This window comes from Undibacterium sp. SXout20W (assembly GCF_049340285.1).
Classification (GTDB): Bacteria; Pseudomonadota; Gammaproteobacteria; order Burkholderiales; family Burkholderiaceae_D; genus Undibacterium.
In genome coordinates, this window is the sequence record NZ_JBMPPH010000017.1 from 47,893 (window position 1) to 60,707 (window position 12,815).

A 12,815-nucleotide genomic window follows, 5' to 3' on the forward strand; every position below is an offset into this window, starting at 1 on the left:
TCGTCTTGTCGGGGCAAATTTGCGAAGTTCTACAGGTGATCAAGATTGTTTTAATGTAAATAATTTGCATGTAAAAGATCTGATTATTTTACGCATTGCACGGGGTCAATCTGCGGACGATGGTTTGGTGACCGATCTGCTGTGGATGCCTCTTCGGTGCAGCTAATACGTCCCTTTACCATCATGCTGAAGTGCTTTTCGGAGAAGAACTAGTCATGAAATGTAGCGAAACTACAGTTATTTAACAACTATTTTTTTGAAATATTGCTACTTGTTCATTTGTTGTAGATGAGTGGGTTAATAGGATGGTTTGGGGTTAAACCTGAGTAGGTTGCTTACCTCTTCTTTCTTTCCTTGTTTTCAGTGGGCGTAAAAATTACTTTCTTGAAGTAAATTTTTTGTCGCCTAAAATGTCATCGTCGTGATGTTGTTCATGATGTTTTGTCTATAAAGCGAGATCCATTCCTGCTGTGGACGTTGAGGAGTACGAGGATATTCTTGCCAGGTCTGTAGTTGGCGCTTGTTTTTTGTGTAGTCTGACTACACAAAAAATGTTGATGTGTCGGGTAAAAGCAACATCTTGTGTGAGTGGTCTCCGAGGAGACTTGTAGTTTTACACCAAAATGTAACTCAAATACATTGACTTTGCATTTGTGTTTAGTACAAACTAAACATGCAGCATTTGCTTTTGGGGGGCGTTTGCCACGTCAAATTTGAAGTTATGTTGCCACGCTGTAGTTATGCAAAAAAAACCAAGGAGACGGGTAATGAGTAAAAAAGAAAAAAAACGAGACGATGCGGCATTGAGTTACCAATTTAAAGTAACGCCAATCGCAGCTGCATGTATCGTGATGTTGTCGCTTTCGACACAAAGTGCGTACGCACAACAAGCCGATACTACCGCTAAACCATTGGCGCCAACGAATGTGGTTGAAGTGGTCGGTATTCGTAAAGGTATTGAAGACGCGATCTCTGTGAAGAAAGATAATTCTTCCATTGTTGAAGCGATTTCCTCGGAAGATATCGGTAAATTGCCAGACACCACCATCGCTGAATCGCTGGCACGTCTGCCAGGTTTGACCACGCAGCGTGATAAAAATGGTAACGCGACAACCATCAGTATTCGTGGTTTGAGCCCAGATTTCGCGGGTTACTTGCTGAACGGTCGTGAACAAACAAGTACCGCTGACAGCCGCGCTGTCGATCTGAGTGTCTACCCAGCTGAATTGATCAGTGGTGCGACTGTTTACAAAACCAACGACGCAGAAGTAGTTGGTCAGGGCTTGTCTGGTACGATCGACCAAAAATTAATTGATCCGTTGGCGTTCCCAAAACGTACTGTCAGCGTTGGTGTACAAAAAACCAAAAACGGTGTTAGCTTGCAAGTGCAAGGTACTGGTCAACGTGAAACATTCACTTATATCGACCAGTTTGCTGACCGTACTATCGGTGTAGCGCTCGGTATCGTGCATCAGAGTAGTGATTCTGGTCATAATGACTATAGTACTTGGGGTGACTACAAAGGCAATGTTCAGGACACGACAGGCGCCACGGTTGCTAATGTGACTGTTCCAGGTGGTAATGGCTACAATATTGACACCCAAACTGTGAGCGACAAGCGCACGGGTGTGGCTGCTATTTTGCAGTACAAACCAAACAAAAATTTCAACAGCCAATTGGATGTGTTCTACTCAAAAATTGAAGATTACACAAAGATCAGTCAATTGCAAATTCCAGGTAGCGGTAATTTCACGAACACCACAATTGCAGGTGGCGTAGCCACAAGCACAACGATGAACGGTGTTAGCCTGATTGACCGAAATGAAGGTCTTTTGGAAAATGACACGATCAAATCTTTGGGCTGGAAAAATACACTGAAGATCAACGATAATTGGACTGCTGTCTTAGATTTGAGTTACAACTCTGCGCAAAGCGTGCAGCGTGATGATGAATATTATGCTGGTCTGGTAACGCCTCAGACACTGACCATGAGTGGCCTGGGTAGCAACGTGCCACAACTGGCGTATGGTGCTAGCTTGACGGACCCATCGACAGTTGCGATTCGTAACCAATGCGGATGGAGTGGTATTACAAGTCCATTGGTGCCTAAGGATCCTTCATGCAGTTCCGTTTCTCAGGCTGGTTACGCAAAAGGCCCGACGATTATGGATAAAGTCAAAGCGATCCGTTTTGACTTGAAGAGAGACTTCAGCGAAGGCATGTTTACGGATGTTAAATTCGGCCTGAACTACACTGATCGTACGAAAGACCGTACTACCGATGAAGGTTTGATTATTTCCACTGCAAATAATGGTTACGCACGTGTTCCATTCCCAGCAGGCGCAGCCGTTGTGAGTAACGTTGGTGGTACAGGTATCAATATGCTCGGATTTAATCCTGGCGTAGATCTGGTTCCTGGCACGATGCTGCAACGTAAATATAATAACGACATTCTCTCTAAAACATGGGGCGTCGAAGAAAAAGTAACGACCTTGTACGGAAAGTTGAATCTTGAATCCGCGATTGCAAGTATTCCTGTACGTGGTAACGTTGGTCTGCAGGTTGTGCGTACAACACAATCTGGTTCCGGCTTCCAGGCAAGTGTTGGTTCAACGCCAGTACTGAATAATCCTGCAGTTGGTGGCGGTATGACGACGGAAGAAACGTCATACACTGATTTCTTGCCATCGGTGAATTTGAATGGTGATCTTGGCCACGATGTTGCATTGCGTCTCGGCTTGTCGCGTCAAGTTGCACGTCCAAACATGACGGATATGCGTGGTTCGTTCTCATTTGCTGTTAATAACAACCCAACGACAGTTGCTGGTCAACCTGTGGTACCACGTTTTGAAGGTTCTTCTGGTAATCCTTACCTGAAGCCTTTCCTGGCTGATGCGTTTGATCTCTCGTTAGAAAAGTACTTTGCTAAAAAGGGTTATGTAAGCGCTGCTGTGTTCTATAAAAAGCTCGATACTTATATCGTGCCATATACAAACACTTCATTTGATTACACACCTTATTTAACGGCTTTCGGCCAGACGCCTCTTGCTGGTGGCAATAAAGGTATTTACACATCGACTGTAAATGGTTCTGGTGGCAATCTGTACGGTACTGAATTAACTGCTTCTTTACCGTTGGAAATGGTATCTAAATACCTCGATGGTTTCGGCGTGACTGCAAGTTATTCTTATACTAACAGTAGCGTACAACTGCCAAACAGCATCGGTTTGAACCCTGATCAGGCACCTAATGCAGGTAGCATTTCGTTGCCAGGTTTGTCAAAAATCAATGATAAATTGATGGTGTACTACGAGAAGAATGGTTTCAGTGCCTTTGTTGCTGAGAACATGCGTTCCAAATATGTTGGTAGCGTAGGCAATGCAACTGTTGGTGGTTATCCTTCTCTGTTGTACATCCAGCCTCAACGTTGGATCTCTGCTCAGGTTGGTTACGAGATCCAGACTGGTGCAATGAAAGGTTTGTCAGTGCGCTTTGAAGGTAATAACCTGAATCATCCATACTATCAGTTGAACAATGGTGATGGCTCAGTGAATACCAAAACTCAAACTGGTGCAACTTACTTCCTGAGCCTGAATTACAAAATGTAATTTAGTAATCAGAAGCCTTGTATCTACAAAACCCCTGTCAACGATGTGTGGCAGGGGTTTTTTCAATAGAGTACGATACAGAACAGATACAGATACTTTTACTTAACGATGAGCCGTTATGGAACAGCAAATATTACCTGCAGCAAACAAATGTAACAACATCGTGATTGTCGGCGGCGGTACCGCCGGTTGGATGAGCGCCGCGGCATTGGCGAAAACCCTCAAGGGGAAATACCGCATTACCCTCGTAGAATCGGATCAAATTGGAACGATCGGCGTTGGTGAAGCAACCATACCGATGATTCGCCATTTTAATAATATTCTTGGGATCGACGAGTCTGATTTTATGCGTGCAACCCAAGGCACGTTTAAGTTAGGGATAGAATTCGTCAATTGGGGGCAAATAGGTGACCGCTATATTCATGGTTTTGGCTCTATAGGACAGGAGACCTTCACCGTCGATTTTTACCAGTATTGGCTTAAGCATCATCAAGCCGGCAAGGTCTCGGGTCTCGACCATTTTTCGATCAATACTGCCGCTTGTTTGCAGAACAAATTTATTACGGCACAAACCGATATGCCCAATTCACCACTGGGCCAGATTGCGCATGCTTATCATTTCGATGCTGGCCTGTACGCCAAATTTTTGCGTCAATTTAGCGAAGCGCTGGGTGTGGTGAGAGTGGAAGGTAAGATTAAACATGTTGGAGTACGTCCGCAAGACGGTCATATTAATGCGATAGTTTTGGAAAACGGGCAAGAAATCGAAGGCGATTTATTTATCGATTGTTCGGGTTTCCGTGCTTTGTTGATCGAAGAAGCGCTGCACACTGGCTATGAAGATTGGTCGCACTGGTTGCCGTGTGATACAGCGATTGCCGTCCCCTGTGCATCGGCGCCCGAATTGACGCCATACACCCGTTCAACTGCCCATGCTGCTGGATGGCAATGGCGAATTCCATTGCAACACCGCATCGGTAACGGTCATGTTTTTTGCAGTAAATATATGAGCACGGATGAGGCAACGTCTATATTGCTGAATAATTTGGATGGTCAGGCTCTGGCTGAGCCGCGTCCAGTTAAGTTCCAAACAGGTCGTCGCAAAAAAGCCTGGAACAAGAATTGCGTCGCAGTTGGCTTGTCGTGTGGTTTTATCGAGCCTTTGGAATCAACCAGTATTCACCTGATTCAACAGTCAATCATTCATCTGATCAGTCACTTTCCATCAGCCGGTTTTGATGCTGCGGATCAGCAGCATTACAACGAAGTAATGAGTAATGAATATCAGTGGGCACGTGATTTTATTATTCTTCACTATAAAGCGACTGAGCGTTCAGATTCGCCGTTCTGGGACTATTGCCGTCAGATGGAAATACCGGAATCATTGCAACAAAAAATGGATTTATTTCTCAGTAATGGCAGAACTTACCGTGAAGGTAATGAGCTATTTGCCAAACCAAGTTGGTTGCAAGTGATGTATGGTCAGCGTATGCGACCGCAATCATATAACCCTTTGGTTGACCTGATCAGTGAGCAAGAAACGCAGCAATATTTAAGCGACGTGGAAGAATTGATTCGAAAATGTGTCAATGCAATGCCGACCCATGCTGCCTTCATTGCGGGCTACTGTCCGGCGAATCCCCCTGCGTAAAACGCTATCTCCCTTGTCAATGGGAGTTGATGACAAGGGAGATACAAAGGGAGAAAACGGTTGAAAAAACCAGAACAAAAAAATCAGAACAAAAAATAAAACTAAAAAATTAAAAAAACCAAAAAACCAAAAAACGCGATGGCTTTAGATGGCAAGCATCCGTTTATTAAAAGCAATCGACGGTGCTAGTCGCGCCAGTACGAGTTTCAGTAGCACAGCGTGCTGAACCGCGTGCCAGATCATGGGCGTCGCTTTCTTTTTTACGTTGCGCATTTTTGGCGGTAGCTTCAATTACTGCCTTGGCATTCTCCAGATCTTTTTCCAGACCAGGTGCATTAGCAGGACGATTGATGGTAGCAGCTAGGTCAGCATGTGCTGGCAGGTAAGTCCAATACGTCGACTTTGCGCCGCTTGGCCAGACAGCTGTTACCACCGGTGTTTCTAAGGTAGTCGTGTTTTCCGGGAAGATATACGTATGCGTGACTGGCGCTACGCCCAATACGGTAGTGCCTTCGTAAATAGTGGCGCCCTCCGGCTTACTTTCAAAAGTGAGCATGCCTGTGTTGCGTGAATCGGTAGCGCAACCAGATAGTAAGATGGTCAGGGTGAGGCCTGAAAATAGGGCGATATGTTTTTTCATTTGATTTTCCTTAAAAATTTCTTAGCGTACTTTGTTATGTTTTTTTATTTTACTAATAACCGGTATTCCCACGCTTTGAGCTCAATTGGCGCACTGGCTGATTGGCCGGATTGGCCAGTTAGCGGATCGGTAAAACTACCTTGCAGTATAGGATCATTTGAGCTGAATTTGCGCGCTTTATCGGATAGATTAAAGATGCCAATGATCTGATCGTTATCTTTGCTGCGTGAAAATGCAAAAATATGGTCGTCGTCGGCCGTCTTAATCAACTGCGGCTGGCCACCGGCAAGTCCATTCCATAAAGCATGGTTGGTTTGTTTTAAATGGAACAGCTTTGTGTACAGGGCTCGGTATGGATGATCTTTCCAGATAATTGGATCGCGTTCAAAAAAATCTAGCGCCTTGGTGTTTCCTGCTTCCTGGCCTTGATAGAGTAAAGGCATCCCTTTGAGGGTGTTCGATAACACCAGGAAGGTTTCGACCGCGTCGCCGAGTCGGTCGAACTCTGTGCCTTCCCATGAGTTCAGATCATGGTTGGACGTGTGTAGCATGCGGTAGGAATTGGGGTTATAGCCGGCTTCTTCACCATGCAAGTAGGCAACCAGATCAGCGGCATTTTTCTTCCCTTTGGCAATATCGCCCCAGACATCCTTGAATTGCCAGCCGTAGGTCATATCAAATGCATGTTCCTGTAAGTCGCGTTCGGTTGCCTCTGCCAGCATGAACACCGGTTTGATCTGGTCTAGTTGTGTACGAGCGTCATTCCAGAAATCAGTTGGCACCATCGCCGCCACATCGCAGCGAAAACCGTCAAGGTCGTAATTGCTTATCCAATATTTGAGTGCGTTGATCATTTCGCTGCGCAATTGCGCATTGCCGTAGTCCAATTTGATGACGTCAGCCCAGTCCGGTACGGGAGGGACGAAGTTACCTTTTGCATCATGGATGTAATATTCAGGGTGAGTTTTAGCCCAAGGATGATCCCACGCGGTGTGGTTGGCAACCCAGTCGATAATCACTTTCATGCCTTGCGCATGAATTGCATTCACGAGGTGGTGAAAGTCTTCCGGGGTACCAAATTCTGGATTCACTGCGGTGTAATCCGCAACAGCATAATAGCTGCCAAGTGTGCCCTTGCGGTTCACTTTGCCAATCGGATTAATCGGCATAATCCAGATCACGCCAACACCCATTTTTTTTAATTCTGGCAAGTATTCTTCGAATTTTTTGAACGAACCTTCCGGTGAATACTGGCGGATATTCGCTTCATAAATCGCCGCATTTTTACTCCACTCAGGATGCACTACGGTACTCACGCTTTGCGCTGATGCAGCACTTGTAATAAATGCACACAAAAGAGCTAACAATGTTTTTTTCATGGACACTCCAGTCGAATAAGGATGTGACAATTTATGTAGTAATAATTCATAACTATTATAAAAAATGGATTAAAGAATCATTTTATGACTGAATTAATTGCTCTATTGTGCCATATTCGTCAAAATAGGGTAATTAATTCTGTGTATTAAAACTACATTTTGATGTGTTTTATTTTTATTGTTTTGTGATTTTGAATGGTGGGTGCCGCTTGCCAAATTTGTTTGGTAGCAAAATATGAAGGTGATCAGACGAATATGAAATAAATTACCCGTCCCGATTGTTTTCATACTCTGTTTCCTTTGCTCCGTTTGCGTCAGTGCGTATTCTCAATATACTTAGTTGTGAAAAAATAGTCCGATGTAAAACGGAAATAGAAAAAAGTTAATCCTGACATCCTAGGAGACGTGATGCAAATAAGTAACATCCGAAGTTCATATCGATGCGCTTTGTTGCTCGATTTGTTGTTCGGTTTATGGATGATGTCAACACTTGAGCCGACGTATGCGGCACATCATCAAATTTCACCCGCCGATTTGGTTGATCCTTTGATCGGGACGCAAGGCACAGGACATACTTTCCCGGGTGCATCTGTGCCGTTTGGCATGGTTGCGCCGAGCCCGGATAATGCTGCCAGTGGCTGGGATTACACGTCTGGTTACCAGTACAAGGCACCTAAAATCATCGGCTTTTCTAATACGCATATTAGTGGTGCCGGTATTCCGGAATTAGGTGATGTATTGTTGCAACCCGCTTCTGGACCACTCTGGAGCAGTCAGACAAAAGATTTTTCAAGTACCTACGATAAACGTAGCGAGTTCGCCCGTCCTGGTTTTTACTCTGTGCGTCTTAGTGACCTTGGTGTTCGGGTTGATCTGACGGCATCGCAACGTGTAGCCTTGCAACGCTATACCTTTTCGCAGTCTGGACGGGTTCAGGTGTTGGTTGATTTTCAGCATATTTTGCGTTTTGGCGATCGATCCCCCGTTACATCAAGTCATGTCAATGTTAATGCTGCGCGTGGTGAAATACGTGGCGACCGGCAATTGACCAACTGGTCGACGCGTGAACAAGGCTTTGTCGTGCGCTTCGATCAACCGATTTCTTCCGTTATCACTTTGCCGCCACGCGCCGGAGATAATGCACCACGTTACGTGCTGGAATTTGACCTTCATCAAAAGCATGAGTTACAGGCGCGGATTGCTTTTTCGACGATTGATGCAGATGGCGCACAACGTAATTTGGATGCATTGAATGACAAAAAATTTGACGATGTGCGAAGCGATGCGACAAGGGTCTGGAATGACTTATTGCGCCGGATAGAGATTCAGGCACCGATTCATCAACAAAAGATTTTTTATACAGCGCTCTATCACACACTGCTTCATCCTAGTGATATTGCGGATGTCGACGGTCGCGTTCGCGGGGCAAATGGCGAAGTGATTGATGCGGCTCAAGGACACTATTATTCGACCCTGTCGTTATGGGATACGGTGCGTGCCACTTACCCCTTATTAGGACTGGTAGTGCCAGAGCGCATTGATGGTCTGGTGAATACGCTGCTGACGCATCAAAAGGCGGTCGGATATTTGCCGATCTGGACGGTCTGGGGCAGAGAAACCTGGTGCATGATTGGTAATCCGGCATTGCCGTTTATTGCGCACGCCATACAGGCTGGATTCGATGGGTTTGACCAACAACAGGCGCTCGCCGCGATGGTAGCGACATCGACCGAACCAAGACCAAATGCGCCAGAATGGGCGCAGCGTGACTGGACCACGTATCTGCAACATGGGTATTTACCGTTCGATCTTGTCCCGAGCGAAGCCGTTTCTAAAACCTTGGAATACGCCTGGGGCGATGATGCGGTTGCCAGAGTAGCGACCATGCTCGGTAAAACGGATGTCGCACAGAACTTTATCCGCCGTGCGCAAGGCTATCGCGCCTTGTTTGATCCGGAAACCCAGATGATGCGTGGTCGCGATAGCGCTGGCCGCTGGCGTACTCCCTTTGATCCGCTGAAGGCGACGTCGCCACTCAATAATCCGGGGGATTATACCGAAGCCAATGCGTGGCAATACTCTGTCGCCGCCGGCCTCTATGATCCAGAAGGTTTAGTGACTTTATTGGGTGGTGCCGCGGGTGCCGGGCGGTGGTTAGATCGTTTTTTTACGATCGGTAGTGTAGACACGGATAAGTACCTTGGACAGGAAGGGATGATAGGCCAAGATGCGCATGGCAATGAACCCGGACATCATGTTCCTTATTTGTATGCATGGACAGATCGTCCGTGGCAAGGTCACGCCAGGATACAGCAAATTATCACGAGTTTTTATAGCGATAAGCCAAATGGCATTATTGGCAACGACGATGCGGGTCAAATGAGCGCGTGGTACGTCTTTTCTACGTTAGGGTTTTATCCAGTCGTGCCGGCAAGTGGGAACTTTGTACTGGGGGCGCCGCAAGTACGCGATGCTGTACTGCATCTGGCACATGGTGAACGTATGCATATCGTGGCAGACCAATTTGCGGCCAAGCATCCTTATGCACGTTTCGCGCGTTTGAACGGTACAAGTTTATCAGCGACGAGTGTTCGCCATGCGCAGATTACTGATGGCGGCACGCTGCGTTTTTCGATGGAAGACATGCCACACTAGCAGACCTTATGACACACTTATTTAATCAGCTTATGCAACGACATATTGTTAATGTGAAGGTCAGTCTCGGACTTGCACTTTGCATCATCACGCTTCAATTAAATCCTGCATTTGCAAATAAAAATGCAAATACAAATAAAAATGCAAATACAAATACAAATACAAATGCAATGTCATTGGAGCGAGTAGAACCACCCAACTGGTGGGTAGGGATGCATGAGCCTACGCTGCAATTGATGGTGCATGGGATTGATATTGCCGACGCCAAGGTCCGTCTAAATTATCCGGGCGTGACGATCATTTCTACTTCGCACGGCATCAACCCAAATTATTTATTCATCGATCTGAAGATCAGTCCCCAAGCCAAACCTGGCGTTCTTGATTTGCTGTTTCAACGCGACGGAGTGCAGCTACATCGTGCCTATCAATTGCAACAAAGACAGCCAGGTTCAGCGCAGCGGCAGGGGTTTAGCAGTAAAGACGCGATCTTGAATTTGATGCCAGATCGGTTTGCGCAAGGTCAATCCAGCACCGTCGCAATACCTGGATTTACTGACGTAGTCGATCGCGCTAATGGCGGCGCCAGACATGGCGGTGATATCAAAGGTATTGTCGATCATCTTGATTATATCGCCAACATGGGCTTTACCATGATCTGGCCAACGCCGATGCTGGAGAATCGGCAGAATGATTTTTCTTATCATGGCTATGCCATGACGGATCTTTATCGCATTGATCCGCGCTTTGGTAGTAATGAAGAATATCGCGAGATGGTGCGTTCAGCGCGCGCGCACGGGCTGGGTATTATTCAAGATATTGTCCCGAATCATATCGGTGATAATCATTGGTGGATGAAGGATATGCCAGCACCGGATTGGTTAACCTACAGCGGGAATTTTATTCCTACGCGCCATGCACGTTCTGCCATTAGTGATCAATATGCATCACAGGAAGATCGTGATAATTTTACGCAAGGCTGGTTTAGCTCGACGATGCCGGATCTGAATCAAAAAAATCCGCATGTTGCGTTATATGAAATTCAGCAGGCAATCTGGTGGATAGAATATGCGGGTTCATCTGGCTTACGCGTTGACACTTATGGCTATTCCGATACCGCATTTTTAGCTAAGTGGTCGCGTCGTATTATGCAAGAGTATCCGTATTTTACGATGGTTGGAGAAGAGTGGAGCAGCAATCCGCTGACGGTCGCTTATTGGCTGAAAGGTGAGCTAAATAAGGATGGCTATGTTTCCAGTATGCCCAGCATGATGGATTTTCCATTGGTTGAAACATTGCGTCGCGCATTGGTTAATGAAGAAACCTTTGGGTCAGGCTTTACCGAGCTTTACAGTGCAATGAGCAATGATCAGCTGTATCCGCATCCGGAAGCGATGGTCTTATTCGAGGGAAATCACGATATGCCACGTCTGTTTAGCGTATTGGATAACGATATCGCTCTGTATAAAATGGCCGCCGTCTATGTCGCTACGATGCCGCGTACCCCGCAGTTTTATTATGGGACGGAAGTTTTAATGTCTAGCCCAAAAGAACGCGACGATGCTGGCGCACGTCAGGATTTTCCTGGTGGTTGGGCGGGTGATAAAGTCAATGCATTTACAGGGCAGGGTTTAACTGATCAGCAGCTTGAAGCGCAAACATTGATGCGGCAATTATTAAATTGGCGTAAAGGGGCTCACGCTATCCATGCTGGTCGTTTGATGCACTACGCACCGGATAATGGTGTCTATGCGTATTTCCGGTACGACGATCGTAGTAAATACATGATCGTTTTGAATAAAAACTATGCAGCAACGACGCTGGAGTTGAAAAGATTCCACGAGATGCTGAACAACAAAAGCACAGCAATCGATGTGCTTAGTGGAAAAGCGAGCAAACTAGGTACGACGATGATAGTGCCACCACGAGCAGCGTTGATCTTGCAATTGCTACCGTGAATGTGCACTGCCATTACGATATTGCGTGGGAGTGACACCGACTTCATCTAAAAATTGTCGGTTGAAATTAGAGAGATTTGCAAAACCGCATTCTTGTGCGATCAAGGCAATCGGGCGGTCGGTTTTCTTAAGTCGTAGACACGCAGCACTGCAACGGACCGCCCGAATATATTTGACATAGGTTTTGCCCGTCTCGCGCCGGAAAAAGCGACTGAAAGCGGCTGGCGTTACGCACGCGATGGCGGCCGCGTCTTCGACGCGTAATTCGCCTTCAATGTTTGCCTGGATCCAGTCAAGTACCTTTTGAATTCGGCTATTGTCTTCGGTGCCGCTATCTGTCGCGCCACGGCTGGTGGCGATGGTATTGAGTTGTGGTAAATGATCGTGAATGCTTGCAAACACGTCTAGTAGCACGGGGAGCCGATGTAAGTTTGAAATATGCCTCATAGTAGCCAGCAACTCGCATACGCGTTGATAGCATTCACCGTTGATCTGTAATCCTAGTGCGGCACGATCGATGACATGCTGGATCTGCTTTAATTCTGGCCAACCTGTACGTTCAAAAAAGTCTGCTGGCAATTGTAAAACGGTAGCAGAGAGGCCAGCTTCATCTGTGTCGCCAACGGAGAGCCAGATGTGGGGCAGGTTGGGGCCGAGAAGTACCATATCACCAGCAACAAATGCCGTTGCTGAGTCGCCTATAAAACGCACACCATTGCCACTTTCTATCCACGTTAATTCTATCTGTGGATGACGATGCCATTGACCGGCTTCGCTATTTTGAAAGCGCAGATAGCGAAACGATAAATCAGGATGGCTGACGTGCTCATTGAAAATTTTCATGTGTTTATTTGTTGGGCGAAAACGACAATTGTCTGGAGCGCTCTCTGGCAATCTGTGTCAGCGTATTGGAAGAGCGCACGCGGA

General features: G+C 46.3%; 7 protein-coding genes. 4 read left to right on the forward strand and 3 right to left on the reverse strand.

The genetic code is table 11. The features are described 5' to 3' along the window. Positions 1-767 precede the first annotated feature (767 nt). Together ACO0K1_RS10835 and ACO0K1_RS10840 are read left to right on the forward strand one after the other, a co-directional pair. The gene (locus ACO0K1_RS10835) at positions 768-3,608 is read left to right on the forward strand and encodes a TonB-dependent receptor (RefSeq protein ID WP_423025540.1); all 2,841 of its coding nucleotides are present in this window, start codon (positions 768-770) and stop codon (positions 3,606-3,608) included. Between the two features lie 118 nt (positions 3,609-3,726). Next, positions 3,727-5,259, forward strand: coding sequence for a tryptophan halogenase family protein (locus ACO0K1_RS10840; RefSeq protein WP_423025542.1), 1,533 nt, complete (start codon positions 3,727-3,729; stop codon positions 5,257-5,259). A gap of 166 nt (positions 5,260-5,425) precedes the next feature. Here the strand turns inward: ACO0K1_RS10840 and ACO0K1_RS10845 are convergent, their stop codons facing one another. Both ACO0K1_RS10845 and ACO0K1_RS10850 read right to left on the reverse strand, forming a co-directional pair. Then, complete coding sequence (locus ACO0K1_RS10845; protein ID WP_423025544.1) at positions 5,426-5,899, reverse strand: hypothetical protein; 474 nt, start codon at positions 5,897-5,899, stop codon at positions 5,426-5,428. Between the two features lie 44 nt (positions 5,900-5,943). Beyond that, positions 5,944-7,278, reverse strand: coding sequence for an alpha-amylase family glycosyl hydrolase (locus ACO0K1_RS10850; RefSeq protein ID WP_423025546.1), 1,335 nt, complete (start codon positions 7,276-7,278; stop codon positions 5,944-5,946). A gap of 408 nt (positions 7,279-7,686) precedes the next feature. Here ACO0K1_RS10850 and ACO0K1_RS10855 point away from each other — a divergent pair, with 408 nt between their 5' ends. Both ACO0K1_RS10855 and ACO0K1_RS10860 read left to right on the forward strand, forming a co-directional pair. Continuing rightward, a complete protein-coding gene (locus ACO0K1_RS10855; RefSeq protein WP_423025548.1) occupies positions 7,687-9,933 on the forward strand; it encodes a GH92 family glycosyl hydrolase in 2,247 nt (748 codons plus the stop codon). A gap of 8 nt (positions 9,934-9,941) precedes the next feature. After that, the gene (locus ACO0K1_RS10860; RefSeq protein WP_423025550.1) at positions 9,942-11,888 is read left to right on the forward strand and encodes a glycoside hydrolase family 13 protein; all 1,947 of its coding nucleotides are present in this window, start codon (positions 9,942-9,944) and stop codon (positions 11,886-11,888) included. On the opposite strand, the gene ACO0K1_RS10865 is transcribed toward ACO0K1_RS10860, so the two are convergent. Continuing rightward, on the reverse strand, positions 11,880-12,731 hold the full coding sequence (locus ACO0K1_RS10865; RefSeq protein ID WP_423025552.1) for a helix-turn-helix domain-containing protein: 852 nt from the start codon (positions 12,729-12,731) through the stop codon (positions 11,880-11,882). The genes ACO0K1_RS10860 and ACO0K1_RS10865 overlap by 9 nt on opposite strands. Between the last annotated feature and the right edge of the window lie 84 nt (positions 12,732-12,815).

Coding starts and splice junctions, on each gene's coding strand:
- ACO0K1_RS10850 (WP_423025546.1), bottom strand. CDS start 7,278: ATGAAAAAAACATTGTTAGCTCTTTTGTGTGCATTTATTACAAGTGCT.
- ACO0K1_RS10860 (WP_423025550.1), top strand. CDS start 9,942: ATGACACACTTATTTAATCAGCTTATGCAACGACATATTGTTAATGTG.
- ACO0K1_RS10865 (WP_423025552.1), bottom strand. CDS start 12,731: ATGAAAATTTTCAATGAGCACGTCAGCCATCCTGATTTATCGTTTCGC.
- ACO0K1_RS10855 (WP_423025548.1), top strand. CDS start 7,687: ATGCAAATAAGTAACATCCGAAGTTCATATCGATGCGCTTTGTTGCTC.
- ACO0K1_RS10845 (WP_423025544.1), bottom strand. CDS start 5,899: ATGAAAAAACATATCGCCCTATTTTCAGGCCTCACCCTGACCATCTTA.
- ACO0K1_RS10835 (WP_423025540.1), top strand. CDS start 768: ATGAGTAAAAAAGAAAAAAAACGAGACGATGCGGCATTGAGTTACCAA.
- ACO0K1_RS10840 (WP_423025542.1), top strand. CDS start 3,727: ATGGAACAGCAAATATTACCTGCAGCAAACAAATGTAACAACATCGTG.